At 65.4% G+C, this 20,462-nt stretch carries 19 protein-coding genes; 18 read left to right on the plus strand and 1 reads right to left on the minus strand.

What is annotated here, in order from left to right; translation table 11 throughout:
* The 17 genes from ACOCMH_RS13135 to ACOCMH_RS13215 all read left to right on the plus strand — a co-directional run bounded on the left by ACOCMH_RS13135 (window position 1) and on the right by ACOCMH_RS13215 (window position 18,107).
* Window positions 1-996, plus strand: coding sequence for a WD40/YVTN/BNR-like repeat-containing protein (locus ACOCMH_RS13135; RefSeq protein ID WP_249221457.1), 996 nt, complete (start codon window positions 1-3; stop codon window positions 994-996).
* Between the two features lie 79 nt (window positions 997-1,075).
* Window positions 1,076-2,206, plus strand: coding sequence for a saccharopine dehydrogenase family protein (locus ACOCMH_RS13140; protein ID WP_427308665.1), 1,131 nt, complete (start codon window positions 1,076-1,078; stop codon window positions 2,204-2,206).
* Window positions 2,207-2,310: 104 nt separating this feature from the next.
* On the plus strand, window positions 2,311-3,867 hold the full coding sequence (locus tag ACOCMH_RS13145; RefSeq protein WP_211983457.1) for an AMP-binding protein: 1,557 nt from the start codon (window positions 2,311-2,313) through the stop codon (window positions 3,865-3,867).
* Window positions 3,868-3,892: 25 nt separating this feature from the next.
* A complete protein-coding gene (locus ACOCMH_RS13150; RefSeq protein ID WP_211983456.1) occupies window positions 3,893-5,134 on the plus strand; it encodes a thiolase family protein in 1,242 nt (413 codons plus the stop codon).
* An 11-nt stretch (window positions 5,135-5,145) separates the two neighbouring features.
* Window positions 5,146-6,495 (plus strand): NAD(P)/FAD-dependent oxidoreductase, encoded by a 1,350-nt coding sequence (locus ACOCMH_RS13155; RefSeq protein ID WP_427308668.1) that lies wholly within the window; start codon window positions 5,146-5,148, stop codon window positions 6,493-6,495.
* A gap of 168 nt (window positions 6,496-6,663) precedes the next feature.
* Window positions 6,664-7,350, plus strand: coding sequence for a TetR/AcrR family transcriptional regulator (locus tag ACOCMH_RS13160; RefSeq protein ID WP_018003916.1), 687 nt, complete (start codon window positions 6,664-6,666; stop codon window positions 7,348-7,350).
* A gap of 162 nt (window positions 7,351-7,512) precedes the next feature.
* Window positions 7,513-8,802 (plus strand): acyl-CoA dehydrogenase family protein, encoded by a 1,290-nt coding sequence (locus ACOCMH_RS13165; RefSeq protein WP_427308670.1) that lies wholly within the window; start codon window positions 7,513-7,515, stop codon window positions 8,800-8,802.
* Between the two features lie 98 nt (window positions 8,803-8,900).
* Window positions 8,901-9,269, plus strand: a complete 369-nt coding sequence (locus ACOCMH_RS13170) for a hypothetical protein (protein ID WP_211983453.1) — start codon at window positions 8,901-8,903, stop codon at window positions 9,267-9,269.
* A 4-nt stretch (window positions 9,270-9,273) separates the two neighbouring features.
* Window positions 9,274-10,746, plus strand: coding sequence for a flavin monoamine oxidase family protein (locus tag ACOCMH_RS13175; protein ID WP_427308673.1), 1,473 nt, complete (start codon window positions 9,274-9,276; stop codon window positions 10,744-10,746).
* 9 nt (window positions 10,747-10,755) lie between these two features.
* Window positions 10,756-11,412, plus strand: coding sequence for a c-type cytochrome (locus ACOCMH_RS13180; RefSeq protein WP_427308675.1), 657 nt, complete (start codon window positions 10,756-10,758; stop codon window positions 11,410-11,412).
* Between the two features lie 34 nt (window positions 11,413-11,446).
* Window positions 11,447-12,115: a hypothetical protein gene (locus tag ACOCMH_RS13185; protein WP_427308677.1), complete on the plus strand. Its 669-nt coding sequence runs from the start codon at window positions 11,447-11,449 to the stop codon at window positions 12,113-12,115.
* Between the two features lie 14 nt (window positions 12,116-12,129).
* Entirely contained in the window at window positions 12,130-13,206 is a 1,077-nt protein-coding gene (locus tag ACOCMH_RS13190; RefSeq protein WP_427308679.1) for a phosphotransferase, read from the plus strand.
* A gap of 28 nt (window positions 13,207-13,234) precedes the next feature.
* On the plus strand, window positions 13,235-14,014 hold the full coding sequence (locus tag ACOCMH_RS13195) for an SDR family NAD(P)-dependent oxidoreductase (protein WP_427308681.1): 780 nt from the start codon (window positions 13,235-13,237) through the stop codon (window positions 14,012-14,014).
* Window positions 14,015-14,030: 16 nt separating this feature from the next.
* The gene (locus tag ACOCMH_RS13200; protein ID WP_427308683.1) at window positions 14,031-15,146 is read left to right on the plus strand and encodes a Re/Si-specific NAD(P)(+) transhydrogenase subunit alpha; all 1,116 of its coding nucleotides are present in this window, start codon (window positions 14,031-14,033) and stop codon (window positions 15,144-15,146) included.
* Window positions 15,147-15,160: 14 nt separating this feature from the next.
* Window positions 15,161-15,502 (plus strand): NAD(P) transhydrogenase subunit alpha, encoded by a 342-nt coding sequence (locus ACOCMH_RS13205; protein ID WP_035817213.1) that lies wholly within the window; start codon window positions 15,161-15,163, stop codon window positions 15,500-15,502.
* Complete coding sequence (locus ACOCMH_RS13210) at window positions 15,502-16,980, plus strand: NAD(P)(+) transhydrogenase (Re/Si-specific) subunit beta (protein WP_427308685.1); 1,479 nt, start codon at window positions 15,502-15,504, stop codon at window positions 16,978-16,980. The genes ACOCMH_RS13205 and ACOCMH_RS13210 overlap by 1 nt, the downstream gene beginning before the upstream one ends.
* A gap of 200 nt (window positions 16,981-17,180) precedes the next feature.
* The gene (locus ACOCMH_RS13215) at window positions 17,181-18,107 is read left to right on the plus strand and encodes an MBL fold metallo-hydrolase (RefSeq protein WP_427308686.1); all 927 of its coding nucleotides are present in this window, start codon (window positions 17,181-17,183) and stop codon (window positions 18,105-18,107) included.
* A gap of 110 nt (window positions 18,108-18,217) precedes the next feature.
* Here the strand turns inward: ACOCMH_RS13215 and ACOCMH_RS13220 are convergent, their stop codons facing one another.
* Window positions 18,218-19,432 (minus strand): porin, encoded by a 1,215-nt coding sequence (locus ACOCMH_RS13220; protein WP_211983440.1) that lies wholly within the window; start codon window positions 19,430-19,432, stop codon window positions 18,218-18,220.
* Window positions 19,433-19,802: 370 nt separating this feature from the next.
* Between ACOCMH_RS13220 and ACOCMH_RS13225 the strand changes: the two genes are divergently transcribed.
* Window positions 19,803-20,462 carry a TetR/AcrR family transcriptional regulator gene (locus ACOCMH_RS13225; RefSeq protein ID WP_211983438.1) on the plus strand — a complete coding sequence of 220 codons (660 nt, stop codon included), beginning with the start codon at window positions 19,803-19,805 and terminating at the stop codon, window positions 20,460-20,462.

Here is a 20,462-nt window from a genome sequence, read left to right on the forward strand (position 1 = left end):
ATGAGCCACCTTTTGATGAGCCCGCTCCGATACCTGCCCTTTGCCGCGCTCATGGCATGCCTGTCGTTGCCGGCAGCAGCCGCCGGGGCCACGGCACCCGCGCCCTGGCCGGCCATGGAACGGGCCCGGCAGGTTTCGAACGCAGCCACTGCGCCGCTGCTGGCAGCCGCGCGCGCCGGGAAGCGCGTCGTCGCGGTCGGCGACCACGGCGTGATCCTGCTGTCCGATGACGGCGTCAGCTTCCGGCAGGCGAAAGCCGTTCCGGTCCGTACGCTGCTGACCACGGTCCAATTCATCGACGCCCGCCACGGCTACGCGGCGGGCCACGATGGCGTGGTGCTGGCCACGCAGGACGGCGGCGAGACCTGGACCTTGCTGCGCGCCACGCCCGGCGTCGAGCAGCCGATTCTGGCGATGCACTTCGACAGCCTCAAGCATGGCATCGTCGTAGGCCTGTACGGTTGGGCGATCGAGACACACGACGCAGGCCGGACCTGGACCGACCTGGCGATCGCGTCAGGCGAAAGCGCCGACCGGCATCTGCTGCACATGTTCGCTACCGCCCGCGGCTCGCTGTTCGTCTTCGGCGAGGGCGGGACGATTTACCGCTCAACCGACCGGGGCAAGTCATGGGAAGCGACGACCACCGCAGGCAAGGGCTCGCTCTGGCACGGCCTTGCGCTCTCGGACGGCACGCTGCTCGTCTGTGGCATGCGCGGTCACCTCTATCGCAGCAGCGATGACGGCAAGACGTGGCAAGCCGTCGACGCGCATACAACCCAGTCGCTGACGGGGATCGCGGAGCTCGCCGACGGCAGCGTGACCATCGTCGGCATGGGCGGCACCGTGCTCGCGAGCACGGACCACGGCAAGACCTTTGCGCGCACGGAGCGCGCCGGGCAAGAGGCGCTGACAGCGGTGCTTGCTGACGGCGCGCGCGCGCTGGTGGTGTCGATGACCGGCCCGTTACCGGCGTCCGGCCCGGCGCAGCGATAGACCTTCGCGCACACGCGGCACTGCAACACCTTCATTCACCGAGCAGAACCAACCTGCCCATCCTCTCAAGGAGACAATCATGGCAAAACACCCCGTCGTCATCTATGGCGCAAGCGGCTACACCGGCATGCTGATCATGGACTGGCTGATCGACCAGAACATTCCCTTCACCGCTGTCGCGCGCAATGCGGGCCGGACCAGGGAAATGATGGCGCAGCGCGTTGTCCGCCTCGAAGCGGCGGAGTACGAGATCATCGAGGCGGAGCACGACGTCGACTCGCTCGTCAAGGCCTTCCGTGGCGCCAAGGTGGTGTGCAGCACGGTCGGACCGTTCTTCCGCTTCGGCATGGTAGCGGTCGAGGCGGCGCTCAAGGCCGGATGCCACTACCTAGACCCGGCCGGCGAGCAGCACTACATCCGCCAGGTCCGCGACGAGTTCGGCGAGCAGTATCGCGAGGCCGGGCTGCTGGTGTCCCCGTCGAACGCCTACATGTACACGTTCTCGGAAATCGCGGCCGAGCTCGCGTTGGAGACGCCGGGCGTTGATGCGCTCGAGACCGCCGCGCTGTGCCGCGGCCCGCGCGGCGGCGCCGGGGTCAGCGTCGGCTCGACCGCGACCATCTTCGAAGGCTACCGACAGGAAGCGTGCTTCCTGTGGGAAAAGAAGCTGGAGCGCCATGCGCCGGACGCGTCGTTCAACATCGTCGACCCGGCGTTCATGCAGCCGGTGTTCTGCCTGCCGTGGGGCGGCACCTCGCTGCCGGTCTATTTCGAGAACGATCCGCGCGTGCGCAGCTGTACCTCCTGCGTGGGCTTCTACGACAACAACGCCATGCGTATGGTGCATGCGATCGGACAGAAGTGGGAGTCCGAATACAAGCACCTCGCGCCCGAGCAGCAGGACGCAGTACTCAAGCAGCTGGTCGATTCGACCACGCCGGCCATGCCGCCGCGCGAACGCACCACGCTGCAGCGCACGGTGGACTTTGCCATCGGTCGCGGCCAGCTCGCATCGGTGCGCGCGACCGTGCACGGCATCACGCCCTACATCGCCACCGGCGCGATCCAGGCGGCCGAGGTCATCAAGCTGCTTGACGGCGACACGGCACGCGTCGGCTTTGCCTCGGGCTCGAAGGCCTTCGGCCATCGGTACCTGCTCGGCTTCCTCGAGCAGCGCGGGCTGGCCCGCGCCATGGTGACCAGCCTTTAACTCGCCGGTCCGGCTATTCCTTGCCCGCCTCAGGGCGGGGAATAGCTGCGCAGAATAGTTTCACAGAATTCGTCAGAACACGCTGAGAGTGAGGAACGCCTGAGATGGCAATCATTGATTTTTTTGATCGCGGCCTGCGCATCAATCCGCACGGTATCGCCTATATCCAGGACGAGCGCAGCTTTACGTTCCGGGAGATCGGCGAACTGTCGTGCCGCATCGCCAACGGGCTGCTCGCTGAAGGGCTCGCCAGGGAGACCAAGGGCGCGGTCTGGGCGGACAACGATGTCACGGCCTGGGGCTGTGCGCTGGGGCTATGGCGCGCGGGGATGGCGTATATCCCCGTCAACGGGCGCAATGCGCCCGACGAGAACCAGTTCATCCTCGACGCCTTCGACTGCGAGGTGCTGTTCTTCCAGCAGGCGTTCGCACCGGTGATCGATGCGTTGCGTGGCGGGCTGCCGAAGGTGAAGCTCTGGGTGTGCATCGACGCCGACCTGCCGTGGGCGCCGTCGCTTGCGACGTGGAGCGCGGGCCAGCCGTCGAGCGCACCGGTGGTCGACTACGACATGGACGATGTCGTGACCCTGTCGGCCACGGGCGGCACCACGGGCCGGCCCAAGGGCGTGATGAACACGCACCGCGCCTACCAGACCTATTTCGCGCAGTTCATGACTGCGTTCCCCTACCAGGGCGAGGAGCGCCCCGTGAACCTCGCCGCCGCGCCGATGACGCATACGGCCGGGATGCTGTCGCTGCCTTGCACCGCTCGGGGCGGCACCGTGGTGGTCCTGCCCAAGCCCGATCCCGCGGCCGTGCTGGGCGCGATTGCGCGGCACCGGGTGACGGAGTTCTTCCTGCCGCCCACGGTCATCTATCGTATGCTCGACATCCCCGGCATCTCGAAGCAGGACTTCTCCTCGCTCAAGTGCTTCCTTTATGGCGCCGCGCCGATGTCGGTCGAGAAGCTCAAGCGCGCGATCGAAGTGTTTGGCCCGGTCATGGCGGGCGGCTACGGCCAGACCGAGGCGCCGGCGTCGATCTCCTACCTGACACCGGCCGAGCATTTCGTCGGCGGACGGCTGGCATCGGACGAGCGGCTGTCCTCGGTTGGCCGGCCGAACCCGCTGATTCGCGTGGAGATCCTGAACGACCGTGGCGAGGTGCTGCCCCAGGGCGAGAGCGGCGAGATCTGCGTGCGCGGGGACCTCGTCATGAAGGGTTACTACAAGGCGCCCGACAAGACGGCCGAGACCATTGTCGACGGCTGGCTGCACACCGGCGACATCGGCCATCTCGACGCGGACGGCTATCTGCATATCACCGACCGCAAGAAGGACATGATCATCAGCGGTGGCTTCAACGTGTACCCCAGCGAAGTCGAACAGGTCATCTGGGCGCATCCGGCGGTGCAGGACTGCGCGGTGATCGGGGTGCCCGACGAGACGTGGGGCGAGGCGGTGAAGGCCGTGGTGGAACTGAACGCGGGCCATAGCGTCAGTGCGGACGAACTGGTCGGCCTGTGCAAGCAGAAGCTAGGCTCGGTGAAGGCGCCCAAGAGCGTGGACTTCGTCGCCGCGCTGCCGCGCAGCCCGGTCGGCAAAGTCCTGAAGAAAGACCTGCGCGAGCAATACTGGCAAGGCCTGCAACGCAAGATCTGATCGGGTTTTCGGGGAACGACAAGCTATGAGCAATATCTACATCGCAGGCATCGCCATGACCGTATTCGGCCGGCATCCCGAGCGCAGCATCGAGGACCTTGCCGGCGAGGCGCTGCGCGGCGCGCTGGCGGACGCCGGCTGCACCGCCGGCGCCATTGGCGCGGCGTTCTACTCCGGCATCACCAACGGCGCGCTGCAGGGCCAGTTGTCGGTCCCCGGACAAGTTGTCTTCAGCAAGACCGGGGTCGAGGGCATTCCGGTGTTCAACGTCGAGAACGCCTGCGCCTCGGGCAGCACCGCCGTTCACCTGGCGGTGCAGCACCTCAGGGCCGGAGCGTGCGACGTGGCGCTGACCATCGGCGCCGAGAAGATGAACGTTCCGGACAAGGCCAGGTCATTTGCGCTGTTCGAAGGGGGGTGGGACGTGTCCAGGGTCGAGGAGAATTTCGCGACGCTGGCACGGCTGGGCGAAGGTATCGAGCCACCGCCCGGATCGGAGTCAGACAAGCCCTACAGCCGTTTCATGAAGATCTATGCCGCGCTGTGCCGGTATCACATGAAGACCTACGGCACCACACAGCGCCAAATCGCGGCGGTGTCGGCGAAGAACCACGGGCATTCGGTGCATAACCCGCACTCGCAGTTCCGCCGGCCGTTCACGATCGACGAGGTGCTTGCCGCGCCGCCGATCACGTATCCAATCACGCTGCCGATGTGCGCGCCGGTCTCGGACGGCGCGGCGGCCGCCATTCTTTGCACCGAGGCAGGCCTGCGGCGCATCGGCGCGGACCGCGGCCGATGCATCCGGGTTGCGGCGAGCGTGATCCGCAGCTTCACGCACCGGCCCATCGATGCGCCGGAACGCAACATCGGCTACCTGGCCGCGCGCCAGGCGTATGAACAGGCCGGCCTGGGCCCGCAGGACATGCACGTCGCAGAAGTCCATGACGCCTCGGCGATGGGTGAAATCATCCAGGCCGAGAACCTCGGCCTGGTGCCGTTCGGCGAGGGCGGGCCGGCTGCCGAGCGCGGCGAGTTCACGCTGGGCGGGCGGATCCCCATCAACACCTCGGGCGGGCTCGAATCCAAGGGTCATCCCTTGGGCGCGACCGGCATTGGCCAGCTCTATGAACTGGTCACCCAGTTGCGCGGGGAAGCCGGCGTGCGGCAGGTGCAGGGCGCGCGTCACGCGATCCAGGAGAACGGCGGAGGCTTGCAGGGCGTCGAGGAAGCGGCGCTCGCCATCCATATCCTGAGCAAGGATTGAAGGAGACAGACATGGCTGGGTTCGACAGGCAGGGCAGGCCGGTGTATCGCCCGCTCGGCGGCTGGGTGGAGGCGCCGGATGACCTGCAGCCGGAACTGGAGGGCGAGGCGGCCGCGGACGTGATCATTGTCGGCGCCGGCTTTGCCGGCCTCTCCACCGCGCTGGAGCTGGCCGCGCGCGGCGCAAAAGTGATCGTCCTCGAGCGCGAGTTCGCCGGATTTGGCGCGAGCGGTCGCAACGCGGGCTATCTCGCGGGCGGGCAAGGGCTCGAGTACGATCTGTTCCTCAGGCGCGTGAGTCACGCGCAGGCGAAGCAGATCATCCGCTTCTACGATGACGGCGTGGATTACGTGGAGCGAAAGCTTGCCGAGCTCGGGATCGATTGCGACTACAACGCCTCGGGCATTATCCGTGCGGGGGTTCATCCTTCGCAGGAGAAGAAGCTGCGCAAGAGCCTGCGGACCGGCGTGGCACTCGGCTCGCCGGGGGAGTTCCTTGACTACGCCGCGATGCGCGCGCGCGGCATACCGCCGGCATTCCTGTTCGGTTGCTACCTGCCAGGCGGTGGCACGCTCGATCCGGGCAAATATGTCATGGGCTTGCGGCGCGCGGCGCTGCGTGCCGGGGTGAGGATCTGCGAGAACACGAAGGTGCTGTCCTGGGCCGACGGCCCCACCGTCACGGTGCAGACCGAACGGGGCCGCGCGCACGCGCCATTCCTGGTGCTTGCCACCAATGCCTATACGCCGCAGCTTGGCCTGCTGGGCAACAAGGTGATCCCGCTGCGGGTGTCGGCGCTCGAGACCGAGCCGCTGTCCGCGGCACAACTGGCGTCGCTCGGCTGGCCACGGCGCGAAGGCATCGTGACGGCGCACTGGACCATGGAAAGCCATCGCCTGACCGCGCGCAACACGCTTGTGACAACGACGAAGCGGCTGCACTACGTCTACGGCAGGCAGACGCCGAATGTGCCGGACGAGGCAGCCTATCGGGCGCTGGCGAACGGGCTGCACCAGCGCTTCCCGATGCTGGGGGACCTGGCCATCCGGTCATGCTGGAGCGGCTATATCAGTTTCGCCTACGACGCGCTGCCCGTGGTCGGCGAAGCCGGCGCACAGCGCAACGTCCTCTATGCCGCCGGCTGTTCGGGGCATGGCGTCGGCACCCAGTCGCTGATGGGGCTGCTGCTGGCCGAGCGGATCTGCGGCGCGGAAAATCCGCTGCTTGCGGCGTTGCGCCACAAGACGCCGCTGACGCTGCCTGAACCGCTGCAGTGGTGCGCGGTCAATGCCGCGCTGGGCGTGGCCAACAGGCTGGACCACCGGGTGAACCGCAAGGCGAGGGACGCCGCGCGCCGGTAAGGTGCGGCAGCATGCCATTTCACTGCTATCTTCAAGGAGGGAGCCGCCGCCGAAGCGACTCTGGCGCCATGCGCGCCGACGGGCGTCAGCTATAATGACGCCCGCCCAGCGACCCGCTGGCGCGATCCTTTCCCCAGTGCCGAAAGGCCCTGATTCAAGGCAGAAGAGATGACCGTGCCTACGGAACCGCGCACCACCAGGAAGCGGCGCACCGCGACCGCAGCGTCCACCGGAGCAGACCCCGAAGGGCTGCGGGCCCAGGGCCTGCGCACGCGCAATGCCATCATCCGCGTCGCGCGGAAGCTGCTGCTCGAAGGGGGCAGCCTGGAATTCTCGCTGCGCGCCGTGGCCCTTGGCGCCGGTATCAGCATCAGCAACCTCCAGTACTACTTCCCGACCAGGCAGGCCGTGCTGCGCGCCATCATGGCGCCGATCATCGACGCCTACCTCGAAGACCTGAAGCGCGCGCTGGACAGCCGCATGGCACCGCGGGAGGCGCTCGACACGCTGCTGGATAAGGCGCTCACAGACGCCAGCAGCCACAAGGAGTCGGCGTTGTGGTGGCACTTCGTTTCGCTGGCCTCCACCGATCCCGAGTGTGCGCGCATGTTCGACGAGTGGTATGACACGCTCACGCGCGGCATTGCTGAACTGGCGCGAGCCGTGAATCCTGAACTGAAGACGGCAGAAAGTCTGCATGTCGCCTCGCTGCTGATCGCCATGGCCGATGGACTCGCCCTGCAGCTCGGTGCGGGACGACGCAAGCGTGCGTACCACGGCGGCCTCAACAAGGCCTTTCGTGCCACCGTCAATCATCTCGTGCTGGGCGAGCGGTCGACCGAAGAGGCCGGCTAGGCGTCACAACGTCGGTGCCCGGATGCGGAAAGACAGGGATTACCCTGTCTTTTTTTATGCTTGTATGTTTGGCAACATGACCTATGTTTTGTAGAGTGTTCTAATAAATGAGCGACTGGTCCCGACAGCCGCCCGGTTTGTCCACGAACAAAGGAGACAGAGATGATTCGCCTGAACAAGACCACGGCCCTGCCAGCAGTCGGCCTGACCGGATTCGAGACGCCGTTGAGCGAAGAGGAAAACGCGATCCAGCAGACCGTTCATCGTTTTGCTCGCGAGGTACTGCGGCCGGTTGGCCGCGAGCTTGACCGCATGACGCCGGAGGAGGTCATCGCCCCGGGGTCGCCGTATTGGGCGGCGATGATGGAAAGCGCGAAGCTGGGGCTCGACCCGCAGCTGATCGCGCAGTTTCCGCCTGAGGTTGCCGTTCGCATCGAATCGCTGATCGGTGAGGAGCTCGGGTGGGGCGATGCCGGCCTGGCCGTCTCGCTCGGCGCCGCGACCATGCCGCTGACGATGGCGCAATCGCTCGGCAACCAGGAACTGGTCGAGATGTGTGCGGGCAAGATCGGCTGCTGGATGAATACACAGCCCGACCGCGGTTCCGATGCCGCGATCTTGTACCGCGAGGAACTGAGCGCCGGCGGCAAGCAGCCGGTGGGCAACGTCACCGCAAAGGTCGGTGCCGATGAGATCGTCATCAACGGCCAGAGCTCGGCCTGGGTGTCGAACGGATCGGTGGCGCAGGTCGCGCTGGCCTACCTGGCGGCGGACTACGGCGACGGCTTCCATGGCACCGGGGAGCAGGGCGGGTTCACCAACGGCATCGGCCTGATCCTGCCGCTCGACCTGCCAGGAATCTCGCGCGGCAAACCGCTGGACAAGATCGGCCAGCGTTCCCTGCCCCAGGGGGAGATCTATTTCGACAACGTCAGGGTGCCGAAGCGCTTCGCCATTGCGCTGAAGGACGACTACCTTGGCAACCTGGCTTCGACCTGGTCGTTCGCGGGCACCCACATGTGCCAGGTCTTCGTCGGCGTGGCGCGTGCGGCCTTCGAGCTGGCGCTGGCCTATTGCCACGAACGCAAGCAGGGTGGGGCGCTGCTGATGGACCACCAGATGACCCACTTGCGCGTCGGCGAGATGCTGCGCCGGCTGGAGATGGCGCGCGCCATCGCGCGCCGCAGCCTGGCATTCGCGCGCTTGTCGCCGCAGAGCCATCCCTATGCGACCGCGCAAGCCAAGGTCAGCGTGACCGAAGAGGCGATGAATATCACGCACGAGGCCTTCCAGCTCTTCGGTGCTAACGGCACCACGCGCGAGTTCCCGATCGAGAAGCTCTTCCGCGATGTGCGCTCCGCACTGATCGAGGACGGCGAGAACTACGTGCTCGCCTCGCGCCTGGGGGTGCTGGCCGGGCGGCTTTACCAGAATGGTTGGGCGCGCGAGTAAGCGTATCGGCATGCGTCCGGCCGTGCGCCAGACACCGTCCGTCGCGGCGGCCGGCGCAGGGCAACGGACAAAGCAGCCCTTTGCAGTGAGAAGCAGTCATGACGACATGTTCCAGCGCGAGCGCAGCCGCATGGGGGCAGCAGCCCGGCTCCAGCGAACTGCTCCACCGGATCCGCGCCTCGGTGGCGCGTATTCGCGTGGATGCGGCAAACGGTGCCGGCATCGAACGCCTCTTGTCGACCCTCCTGCGCCACGCGCTCGCGGCGGGCTCGCCGTTCGAGATCGCGCTGGTGCTCGGGAGCGCGGCAGAACTGATGTTGTTCCCGGAACCGGAGGTCCTGGAGCAGTGTACGGCCGCCGTGCAACAGGCTGATCAGCAGGCGCTGCGCGGACTGGTCTGGGCTGTCCGGCACAGAAGCATGAGAAGCGGGAAGGGCGCGCGCAGGTTCGCGCTCGACCCGCAGTGAGGCAATGAAATTGCGAAACAACATGGTGAAGCCTTCAATCAACACGCAGCGCAGGCAGCTGCTCAAGCTGGCTGGCATCTCGACTGCGGTAGGCAGTATGGGCAGCCTGAGCCCTGGGCCGGCGCATGCCCGCAAGCCGGGGGACGTCCTCGACGTCGTCATTGTCGGCGCGGGCCTAGCGGGCCTGACGGCGGCACGGGACCTGAGCCATGCCGGCTGCGAGTCATTGGTCGTGCTCGAAGCGCGTGATCGCGTTGGCGGGCGGACGCTGAACTACGACGTGGGTTCCGGGCACGTGTCCGAGGTCGGCGGCCAGTGGATCGGCCCTGGCCAGACCGCCGTGGCCGACCTTGCGCGCGAACTGGACGTCGGCACGTTCCCGAGCTTCTACCAGGGCAACACCGTCATTCTCGGCGGCGACGGCCGCCTGGAGATGGACCTCAAGGGCACGTTCGGCAGTGACGAGGCGATCGGGAGCAAGCTCAGCGGGCTCTCGCGCGAAGTTCCCGCCGGCGCGCCATGGAAGTCGCCGAAGGCAGCCGAACTGGACAAGCTTTCGGTCGGCGACTGGCTGGCGCGACAGAACATCAAGCCGGAGGACCGCACCGGCTGGAATGCGAGCATCGCGCTCTCCGGCGGGGTGATGCCGGCCAAGATGGGACTGCTGCATTTCCTCTCGATGATCAATTCGGCTGCCTGCGACTACATGCAGCTCGACAGCATCAAGCATAGCGCGCAGGAAACGCGTTTCGTTGGCGGGTCGCAGGTACTGAGCAACCGGATGGCGCAGGCGTTGGGCGGGAAGGTGCGACTGTCGAGCCCGGTGCGACGAATCTCCGGATGGGACCGCGACGTCGTCACGCTGCACACGGACCATGGCGCGATGCGCGCCCGGCAGCTGATCATGGCCCTGAGCCCACCCTTGTGCCAGCAGATCCAGTTCGATCCCCCGCTGCCGGCAAAGCGTGCCGCCCTGCAGCGTGCCTGGCCCGCCCACTCGCCGGCGCGGAAGACGGCCATGGTCTATTCCCGGCCGTTCTGGCGCGACAAGGGCTTGAACGGACATATCTTCCAGGTGAACGGGCCCATCCTGTGGGCTTTTGACAACTCTCCGCCAGGGGGGGAGATCGGCGTCATCAACGCCTTTATCTCGAACGCGCAGGTCCCGTCGGAACCCAAGGCCGCGCAGCAATTCCTGACGGCGCTGTACGCCCGTGCCTTTGGCCGCGAAGCGCTGTCCCCGGTGTCATATCACGACCACGACTGGGGCCGCGCTGATCCATGGACGATCACCTGCGTCTCCGCGATCCCGCCGGGCTTCTGGAGCACCCACGGCGAGGCCTTGCGTCCACCGTGCGGGAAGCTGATCTGGTCCGGCACCGAGACGGCCGAGATCTGGGCCGGCTACATGGACGGCGCCGTGCGATCGGGTCACCACGCCGCGCTCCAGGCGCTCAACGCGCTGCGTCGCGTGTAGGAGGCAGAGATGAAGAAACGCATATTGCTGGGCGCCGCCGGCGCCATCGTTGCCGGACTGACGGCCTGGTTGGGGGCCGACCTCCTCGGACTCTATCGGCTTGACCGCTACATCTCTGCGTCCGCGGCGGCCTACGAGACCAATAGCGGTCCCTGGCCTCACGTGACCGACGCTTGCATCGCGTGCCACGGCGTCAGGGGCAATTCGATGCATCAGGGTTATCCGAGCCTGGCGGGCCAGCCGGCCCCGTACGTGGCTACCCAGCTCCACAAGTTCGCGAGCGGCGAGCGGCCCAACCCTACCATGGGCCCGCTGGCGATGACCATGAGCGAGACCGAGATCAACCATCTGGCCGATCACTTTGCCAGGCAACCGGCCGTGGCCAACCGGACTTTCACGCCGGATGCGGTGTTGCGGGAGCGGGGCAGGCAGTTGGTGGCATCGGGCAACTGCATCGCTTGCCACGGCGGCCAGTTGATGGGGCGTGACCAGTTTCCGCGCCTTGCCGGCCAGGGTTATGAGTACCTGCTTGCGCAGTTCGACGCGTTCGCCGACGGCACGCACAGCGATCCGACCGGAATGATGAAACGCATTGCCATGGCGGCTTCAGCGCAGGACCGCAAGGCGATGGCGAGCTACCTCGCCAGCCTCGCCCCGCAGAAGTGACGAAGCTGCCCGAAAACATTTACCTGGAGTCGTAATGGAACTCAGCTTCTACATTCTCTGCCTTTCGATCGCCACACTGGTGGCAACGTCCTTGATCTTCGGCCTGAAGTTTCTGGGCAAGCGCAACTATCTTCTCGGGTTCGAGTGGCTGATCGTGACGTTCTCGGCATCGAACTTCCTGCTCTATTTCCTGGGCGGTGTGGAAATCTCCTATCGCATCTCCTACTTCCTGGATGCGTTCTCCCGGGGCTTCGGTATTCCGGTGATCGCCACTGCCGGACTGATGGCCGTCACGCATCGCTACAAGCCGTCCATCCTGTCGGATGTCCTGTTCTTTGCCGCCGCTATCGCGGCAACGGCGGTCCTGGTGTCGGCCGACTTCATGGCGCAGCCCCGGCCGTACTTCTACGTAGCGATGTGGTCCGCATTCTCGGTGTACCTCGCCTACTTTGCCTGGAGATTGCTGAGCGCCGGGGAAGGTCTGCTTGCACTCGGCGTGCTCGTAGTCCTGCTGACGTCTCAGGCCATCGCCACCATCTACGACTTTTACAAGATCCCCGGCGATGACGAGCAGGCCCTCTTCTATGTGCTCGCGTGCCTGGCGTGGTCGCTCATGTGCGTCGTGATGTATTACGCCTATGGTGCGCTGGAGCGCGCGGAGAAGAACGAGGCATCGCTGTCGTCGATGCTGGCGGCCCGATGAACCCGGCGACTCCCATGAGCACGGACTTCTCCGCGTTCGCCGGCACGCGCCCGGTGACCGAAGCCATCGGCTTCGATCCCGCTGCACTGCAGGACTGGATGACGAAGCACGTGGAGGGATTCGCCAGCCCGCTGGCCATCGAGCAGTTCAACGGCGGCCAGTCCAATCCCACCTTCAAGCTGGTCACGCCGGATCAGACCTATGTCATGCGTGCCAAGCCCGGGCCGCGGGCAAGGCTGCTGCCGTCGGCGCATGGCATCGAGCGCGAGTTCCGCGTGATGGCAGCGCTCGCCGGTACCGACGTGCCGGTTGCAAGGACCTATGCCATGTGCGAGGACGAGGCAGTGATCGGCCGCGCCTTCTACATCATGGAGCATGTCGAAGGGCGCGTGCTGTGGGACCCGTCGCTGCCCGGCATGGCCCCGCACGAGCGCGCTGCCATCTACGACGAGATGAACCGGATCATCGCGGCGCTGCACAGCGTCGACTGCAAGGCTGTTGGCCTGGGCGATTATGGCAAGCCTGGCAACTATTTTTCGCGACAGATCGAGCGGTGGAGCAGGCAGTACAAGTCTTCCCAGACCGAATCCATTCCGGCGATGGATGCGCTGATGTCATGCCTGCCCCAGCACATCCCGCACGAAGCGGAGGAGCAGGTCTGCATCGTTCACGGTGATTACCGGCTCGACAACCTCATCTTCCATCCGACCGAGCCTCGTGTCCTTGCGCTGCTCGACTGGGAACTCTCGACCCTCGGCCATCCGATGGCGGACTTCAGCTATCACTGCATGAGCTGGCATATCGAACCGGGCCCGCTCCGGGGCATGGCAGGCGTTCACGCCGCCAGCCTGGGTATCCCGGACGAGGCGGCCTATCGGCGTGCCTATGAGCAACGTACCGGACGCAAGATTGCGCAGGACTGGCAATTCTACCTCGCCTTCAGCATGTTTCGCACCGCGGGCATCCTGCAAGGCATCATGAAGCGGGCGTCGGATGGTACCGCGACTTCCACGCGTGCGCTCGAAGCCGGGAAACTGGCCAGCCCGGTCGCGGCAATGGCCTGGAAGCATCTGCAAATGCATTCGCGCTGACCGGCACTTCTTCCAACATCACAGCATCATGGCGAATTCAACACCGACCCCTATCGCGCAGCCCGGCCTTGCCGGATTCCTGGACTTCACCGGCAAGACGGTGCTGGTGGTGGGAGGCTCCAGCGGCATCGGCAACGGCATTGCCCAGGCATTCCGGCAACTCGGCGCAGAGGTCCACGCATGGGGCACGCGTGCCCGCGCGGCGGACTACAGCGCCGACGACGGCTCTGATCTCTCCGGTTTGCATTATGCGCAGGTAGATGTCTCCGACCAGGCCGCCATCCACGCCGTGCAGCCTGCCTTCCAGCGCCTGGATGCGCTGGTGCTGTCACAGGGCACCATCCTGTACAAGCGGGCCGAGTTCGAAATGGAAGCCTTTGACCGGGTCCTGAGCGTTAACCTGTCCAGCGTGATGGCGTGCGCGGTCAAGTTCCGGCCAATGCTCCGCGAGAGCCAGGGTTCCCTGGTTACGCTGAGCTCGATTGCGGGCTTCCGGTCCGTGCGCGGAAACCCGGCCTACGCCGCATCCAAGTCAGGCGTGGTGGGTCTGACCCGCACGCTGGGCGAAGCCTGGGCAGCCGAAGGTGTTCGCGTCAACGGCATTGCCCCGGGACTGGTCGATACCAAGCTCACCAAGGTCACCACGGCTTCGCCGACGCGGCTCGATGCAACGCTTTCGCGCGTGCCCCTGGGCCGCATGGGCTTGCCACACGAGATCGCCGGAGTCGCCGTTTTCCTGGCCTCGCCGTTGGCCTCCTACATGGTTGGTGAGACGCTGCTTGTCGACGGCGGGCTGACGCTGGCCTGACACAAGGGAATCGAATATGCAAATTGGTATTCCACGGGAAACACTCCGCGGCGAGACTCGCGTCGCCGCCACCCCGGAGACCGTCAAGAAGTACGTCGCCCAGGGCCACAAGGTGGTCGTTCAGGCCGGTGCTGGCCTAAACGCCAGCCAGCCCGACGGCGCGTATGAGGCGGTCGGCGCCACCATCGGCAGCGCCGCCGACGCGCTCGGCGCGCAACTGGTGCTGAAGGTGCGCGCGCCCGATGCCGCCGAGCTGGCGCAGATGAAGCCCGGCGCGGTGCTGGTGGGCATGCTCAATCCCTTCGATGCCGAGAACAACGCGCGCATGTCGGCCGCCAGCATCACCGCCTTCGCGCTCGAAGCTGCGCCGCGCACCACGCGCGCACAGAGCATGGACGTGCTGTCGTCGCAGGCCAACATCGCCGGCTACAAGGCCGTGCTGGTGGCCGCGCACCACTACCAGCGCTTCATGCCGATGCTGATGACCGCCGCCGGCACCGTCAAGGCCGCGCGCGTGCTGATCCTGGGCGCGGGCGTCGCCGGCCTGCAGGCCATCGCCACGGCCAAGCGGCTGGGCGCGGTGATCGAGGCCTCCGATGTGCGCCCCGCGGTCAAGGAGCAGATCGAATCGCTCGGCGCCAAGTTCCTCGACGTGCCCTTCCTCACCGATGAAGAGCGCGAGATCGCCCAGGGCGTGGGCGGCTATGCCCGCCCGATGCCGCCGGACTGGATGAAGCGCCAGGCCGAGCTGGTGCACCAGCGCGCGGTCCAGGCCGACATCGTCATCACCACCGCACTGATCCCGGGCCGCAAGGCGCCGGTGCTGCTGCAGGAAGCCACCGTCGCGCAGATGAAGCCGGGCTCGGTGGTGGTGGACCTGGCCGCCGCGCAGGGCGGCAACTGCCCGCTGACGGTAGCCGACCAGGTGGTCAACCACAACGGCGTGATCCTGATCGGACATACCAACCTGGCCAGAATGGTGGCGGCCGACGCCTCGGCGCTCTACGCCCGCAACGTGCTGGACTTCCTCAAGCTGATCATCGACAAGGACGGCCAGCTTGTGATCAACAAGGAAGACGACATCGTCGCCGCCTGTCTGATGACGCGGCGGGAAGAACAGGCAGTGGCCTGATCAGGAGAACAATCATGGAAATGGTGAACCACACGGTGATCAACCTGATCATCTTCGTGCTGGCGATCTACGTGGGTTACCACGTGGTCTGGACGGTCACGCCGGCCCTGCATACGCCCCTGATGGCGGTAACCAACGCGATCTCGGCCATCATCATCGTCGGCGCCATGCTCGCCGCGGGCCTGACTGAAGGCGGCGTCGGGCGCGTGATGGGCACGCTGGCGGTGGCATTGGCGGCGGTCAACGTGTTCGGCGGCTTCCTGGTGACCCAGCGCATGCTGGAGATGTTCAAGAAGAAGGAACCGAAGGCCAAGGCGCCCGAGGCCAAGCCGGCACTGGCCAAGGAGGGCGCGTGATGGCGGGCCTTGTCAGCATGAACCTCGTCACCCTGCTCTACCTGGTGGCCTCGGTTTGCTTTATCCAGGCGCTCAAGGGGCTGTCGCACCCGGCCTCGGCGCGCAAGGGCAATGCCTTCGGCATGATCGGCATGGCCATTGCGGTGGTCACCACGCTGGTGCTGATCATCAAGCTGAAGAATGAATTCCTCGCGGCGGGCACGGCCCAGTCGTCGGTGGGCACGGGGCTGGCGCTGATCTTTGCCGCGCTGGTGGTGGGCGGCGGCATCGGCGCCTACGTCGCGCGCAAGGTGCAGATGACCAAGATGCCGGAACTGGTCGCCGCGATGCACTCGCTGATCGGCCTGGCCGCGGTGTTCATCGCGGTGGCGGCGGTGGCCGAGCCGGCGGCGTTCGGCATCAGCCCGGCCGGCTTGCACCTGATCCCGCTGGGCAACCGCATCGAGCTCTTTATCGGCTGCTTCGTCGGCGCGATCACGTTCTCCGGTTCCGTGATCGCCTTCGGCAAGCTGGCCGGGCGCTACAAGTTCCGCCTGTTCCAGGGCGCGCCGGTGGTGTTTGCCGGCCAGCACATGCTGAACCTGGCGCTGGCGGTGGCCATGGTCGGCTTCGGCATCGCCTTCTTCATGACGCAGGAATGGCTGCCGTTCCTGGTGATGCTGGCGATCGCCTTCGTGCTGGGCGTGCTGATCATCATCCCGATCGGCGGCGCCGACATGCCGGTGGTGGTGTCGATGCTGAACTCGTACTCGGGCTGGGCGGCGGCGGGCATCGGCTTTTCGCTGAACAACCCGATGCTGATCATCGCCGGCTCGCTGGTGGGATCCAGCGGTGCAATCCTCTCGTACATCATGTGCAAGGCGATGAACCGCTCGTTCTTCAACGTGATCCTGGGCGGCTTCGGCGGCGATGCATCGGCTGGCGCGGCCGCCGGCGCGCAGGCGCAGCGCAACGTCAAGTCGGGCTCTGCGGACGACGCCGCCTTCCTGATGGGCAACGCCGAGACCGTGATCATCGTGCCCGGCTACGGCCTGGCGGTGGCACGCGCCCAGCACGCCCTGAAGGAGCTGACCGAGAAGCTGTCCGAGAGGGGCGTGACCGTCAAGTACGCGATCCACCCGGTGGCGGGCCGGATGCCGGGCCACATGAACGTGCTGCTGGCCGAGGCCGAGGTGCCCTACGACCAGGTCTTCGAGATGGAAGACATCAACAGCGAATTCGGCCAGGCCGACGTGGTGCTGGTGCTAGGCGCCAACGACGTGGTCAACCCGGCGGCCAAGACCGACCCCAAGTCGCCGATCGCGGGCATGCCGATCCTGGAGGCTTACAAGGCCAAGACCATCATCGTCAACAAGCGTTCGATGGCCGCCGGCTATGCCGGGCTGGACAACGAGCTTTTCTACATGGACAAGACCATGATGGTGTTCGGCGACGCCAAGAAGGTGGTCGAGGACATGTTCAAGGCGGTCGAAGCATAACCCTGATGCCTTGCGTGAAGGCGTCTGCGTCCATAACGACATCCCGTTCTGCCTGTGCCGCGTTTGCAGGCATCTTTTATTTTGATGACTGATGTTATTATAAATAGACAGAGAACAGAACTACGCAGCCTGACCTGATCGCTACCGGGACGCTCCGGCTGCGGCAGATCGCCAAGACTGCCTAGGCAAGGATGATCGACATGAGCACAGCGTTCTGCAATTCAGGCACGAAGCGACATATCCAGCGCGTGGATTTCGGACGCGTGTCGGTCTTCTTTGGCGAGAAGAGCGGCAAGTATCCCGACGGCAACCAGGTATTGATAAGGGGGTCCGAGACCCGAGCGGCTTTCGACACGCCGCTTGTCGCGAACTACATCGGTCCCGAGTTTGACGCCACCGAGCTGGTGGTGATGGGCCATGTGCATGAGGACCATATGGCTGGGTTGCATCGCCTGCCGGATGCATCGGTCCATGTGCACGAAGGCGATTTGCCGGCGGCGAGGAGCTGGGATGGCATGGTTGCCGCTTTCGGTAATGCGGCGTATGCATCGGAGACCCTGCTCAGGTTTCAGCGTGAATTCTTCTATGCGCCGCGGCCCGACGCGCAAGGCTACGTGGACGGTGCGTGCTGGGATCTGGGGCAGACCGGAATTCGGGCTTTCCACCTGCCAGGGCACACCGCGGGCCATACCGTTCTCCTGGTGGAACCGGAGGGGGTGGCTTTCACGGGCGATATCGACCTGACCGGATTCGGACCCTACTATGGCGATGCAGGGTCCAGCCTGGAGGACTTCCGTCGTAGCCTGGCACGGTTGCCTGAGGTTCCGGCCAAGGTTTGGGTTACGTCCCATCATCGGGGCGTCTATACCGATCGTGAGCACTTCCTGCGCGATCTCGCTGCCTATGCGGCCAAGCTGGACCAACGCGAACAGCGCCTGCTGGCCTTGCTGCGCGAATCGCCAAAGACACTGGCACAGCTGGTCGACCTGCGGCTGCTGTATCCGCCGGGCTTTCAAGGCTCATGGGTAGTCGATGCCGAGACCCGTACGATTTCCCGGCATCTGGCAGAACTGCTGGCGGACGGGCGGGTCGAGGTGAACGAAGAAGGCGTCTACCGGGTGGGATGAGATACCCGGGGGGACCACTTCGGTAGTGGCCGCCCTTGCATCATCTCCCGATGCGGATCACTGAAGCTGCCCGCATCGGGATTGCATCAGTTTGACGATTGCCGTCGCGCTCAGAAGTTGTGGCGGATGCCCAGCGCGACACCGAACATGCTGTCCTTGCCGGCAGCGGGCTGATAGCCGTTGTTGAACGCAATGGACGCGGTGTCCAGGCACAGGCCGGCATTCTTTGCGTAAGCGGTGGTCAGGTACAGGTCCGTACGCTTGGAAAGGCGGTAGTCGGCGATGAGCATCCACTGTCTCGGATTGCCGGCAGGCCTTAGCGCCGGCAAGGTCGAGGACCGGAACGTCTGGTAGTAGTAGTCCAGCGTCAGGCTCAGCGCAGACGTCATCTCGTAGTAGACGCCGGCCCAGTACAAGTTGTCGCGCGTCAGTGTGTGCCCCGGCGCAGTCGACATGCCCCAGCGGTATCCAGTCATGAAGATCGCTGGACCGACGGCGTAGCTGGCTGCTGCGGCGGCCTTCTTGAATGTGCCGGTACCGGCGAAACCGCCATTGCCGATGATGCTCGGATTCACCTGGTCGTAGGTGACGGTGGCACTGAACGGCCCCGCCGCATAGGAGGCCCGGGCGCCAAAGCCGGTATCGCGGCGAAACTGGCCGGGAACCTCGCCCGAGCCACCCAGGCGACTCAGGTCCACGGTGCCGCTGCTGCCGCCGGTGCCAAAGCTCCAGTGTGCCCCGACGCTGACCGGACCGAAGGTGCCCGAATATTTGACGGTGTTGTCCTCGCGGTACACCGGTCCGATCTGGGCGATCACGGGCTCATACAGGCTCGACATCGCCGCTGGCGAGAAGTTGGCCAGTGCCTCCAGCATCGAGGTGTATTGGCGACCGAAGGTGATCTTGCCGTAGGTGGCGCTCTGCAGGCCGACAAACGCCTGCCGGCCAAACAGGCGACCGCCTTGCTGCAGGGTGCCATCGTCTGCGCCGATGCCGCTTTCCAGCACGAAGACGCTGCTCAGTCCGTTGCCGAGGTCTTCCACGCCGCGCAGGCCCCAACGCGAACCCGAGAGACCTTCCCCGTTCAGCGCGTATCGATGGGCCGAGCCGCTGCCGGCGCTCTTGAAGTTGGTGTCGAATTCCAGATTGGTATCGAGCGTACCGTACAACGTGACGGACGACTGGGCGTGCGCCGCGCCTGCGAAGACACCAAAAGCTGCCAGTGCGACAACAGGCGTCTTGCCCCAGTCGCGTGCCAGCTTGCACGGCACCGCCGTGACCACAGCCCCATCCTTGTCAGAGGCATAGCGCCTGAATGCATCCATCAACGATCTCCTTGTTTGTCAGTTGCCTGGCGGCCGCATGCAGCGCATCGGCCGCGCACTCGTCCTGAAACCTGTCGGCGATTCGCGCAAATCGTGAATTAGCATAACGAGCGTAATGTTAAATAAAAAGGCCGGGTATTCCCTGCTTGGGCGGCGCCCTGAGCTGGCACAGGTGTGGCTACGTGCGGGCGTGCGAACGCCGGCGCACTACCTGGGTGGAACAGACTGCGCATAGGCCTTGCCCGAGCGGAGCTAGCGGGAGAGGACCACATGGAATCAGAACATAACGATGATTCTGTAAAATCACGCATCTGGCGGCTAACCAGGCCGGCAGCTGGTGATCGAAATGCTCAAGAGACAGAACAAGACAATGGAAAGCGACGACGATATCGAGCAGGTCTCAACCCGGGGTCGTCCGGTCGGCGATCGCGAAGCGAAGCGCAAGGAGTTGCTGCGCGCGGCATCGACGGTGATCGCACAGGAGGGCTATGCCAACGCATCGTTGCGCAAGGTTGCGAAGCATGCGGGCTACACCACCGGCGCGGTGACCTATTACTTCGCCAACAAGGAAGAGCTGGTCGTGGCGCTGATGGAAAGCGCATTCGACCGTTTCGACGGGATGCTGGAGTCGGCCCGGGAAAGCGGTGACATCCTCGCCCCGTTCGAAAGCTGGATCAGGCTGACCGACCGCAGCACCAGGTTCTGGCCGGCGACATCGGAATTGCTGGCGCAGGGACGACACGAGCCTGCGTTTGCGGAAGTCATTACCAGGCGCTACGCTCGCTATCGTCGCCTGCTCACCGCCATTGTCAAGGACGCGCAGGAACGGGGGACGGTCCGCAACGATATTCCGGCGGACATCCTCACCGACCAGCTCGTTGCCATGGGGGATGGATGGATGATGATGTACCCGATCGAACCCAAGCGCTTCACGCCCAAGCGAATGCGGGCGCTCATTGATGCCCTGGCGGTGCTGGTGGCGCCCGTGCCGGGCGAGCGGAAGCCTGGCGGACGGGCGGCGCGCGCGTAG

The sequence above is a fragment of the Cupriavidus sp. H39 genome, assembly GCF_050271075.1.
GTDB lineage: Bacteria > Pseudomonadota > Gammaproteobacteria > Burkholderiales > Burkholderiaceae > Cupriavidus > Cupriavidus necator_B.

Bases quoted from the DNA above. Each gene is read 5' to 3' on its own strand.
- ACOCMH_RS13135 (WP_249221457.1), top strand. From the start codon at position 1: ATGAGCCACCTTTTGATGAGCCCGCTCCGATACCTGCCCTTTGCCGCG.
- ACOCMH_RS13140 (WP_427308665.1), top strand. From the start codon at position 1,076: ATGGCAAAACACCCCGTCGTCATCTATGGCGCAAGCGGCTACACCGGC.
- ACOCMH_RS13145 (WP_211983457.1), top strand. From the start codon at position 2,311: ATGGCAATCATTGATTTTTTTGATCGCGGCCTGCGCATCAATCCGCAC.
- ACOCMH_RS13150 (WP_211983456.1), top strand. From the start codon at position 3,893: ATGAGCAATATCTACATCGCAGGCATCGCCATGACCGTATTCGGCCGG.
- ACOCMH_RS13155 (WP_427308668.1), top strand. From the start codon at position 5,146: ATGGCTGGGTTCGACAGGCAGGGCAGGCCGGTGTATCGCCCGCTCGGC.
- ACOCMH_RS13160 (WP_018003916.1), top strand. From the start codon at position 6,664: ATGACCGTGCCTACGGAACCGCGCACCACCAGGAAGCGGCGCACCGCG.
- ACOCMH_RS13165 (WP_427308670.1), top strand. From the start codon at position 7,513: ATGATTCGCCTGAACAAGACCACGGCCCTGCCAGCAGTCGGCCTGACC.
- ACOCMH_RS13170 (WP_211983453.1), top strand. From the start codon at position 8,901: ATGACGACATGTTCCAGCGCGAGCGCAGCCGCATGGGGGCAGCAGCCC.
- ACOCMH_RS13175 (WP_427308673.1), top strand. From the start codon at position 9,274: ATGAAATTGCGAAACAACATGGTGAAGCCTTCAATCAACACGCAGCGC.
- ACOCMH_RS13180 (WP_427308675.1), top strand. From the start codon at position 10,756: ATGAAGAAACGCATATTGCTGGGCGCCGCCGGCGCCATCGTTGCCGGA.
- ACOCMH_RS13185 (WP_427308677.1), top strand. From the start codon at position 11,447: ATGGAACTCAGCTTCTACATTCTCTGCCTTTCGATCGCCACACTGGTG.
- ACOCMH_RS13190 (WP_427308679.1), top strand. From the start codon at position 12,130: ATGAGCACGGACTTCTCCGCGTTCGCCGGCACGCGCCCGGTGACCGAA.
- ACOCMH_RS13195 (WP_427308681.1), top strand. From the start codon at position 13,235: ATGGCGAATTCAACACCGACCCCTATCGCGCAGCCCGGCCTTGCCGGA.
- ACOCMH_RS13200 (WP_427308683.1), top strand. From the start codon at position 14,031: ATGCAAATTGGTATTCCACGGGAAACACTCCGCGGCGAGACTCGCGTC.
- ACOCMH_RS13205 (WP_035817213.1), top strand. From the start codon at position 15,161: ATGGAAATGGTGAACCACACGGTGATCAACCTGATCATCTTCGTGCTG.
- ACOCMH_RS13210 (WP_427308685.1), top strand. From the start codon at position 15,502: ATGGCGGGCCTTGTCAGCATGAACCTCGTCACCCTGCTCTACCTGGTG.
- ACOCMH_RS13215 (WP_427308686.1), top strand. From the start codon at position 17,181: ATGAGCACAGCGTTCTGCAATTCAGGCACGAAGCGACATATCCAGCGC.
- ACOCMH_RS13220 (WP_211983440.1), bottom strand. From the start codon at position 19,432: ATGGATGCATTCAGGCGCTATGCCTCTGACAAGGATGGGGCTGTGGTC.
- ACOCMH_RS13225 (WP_211983438.1), top strand. From the start codon at position 19,803: ATGGAAAGCGACGACGATATCGAGCAGGTCTCAACCCGGGGTCGTCCG.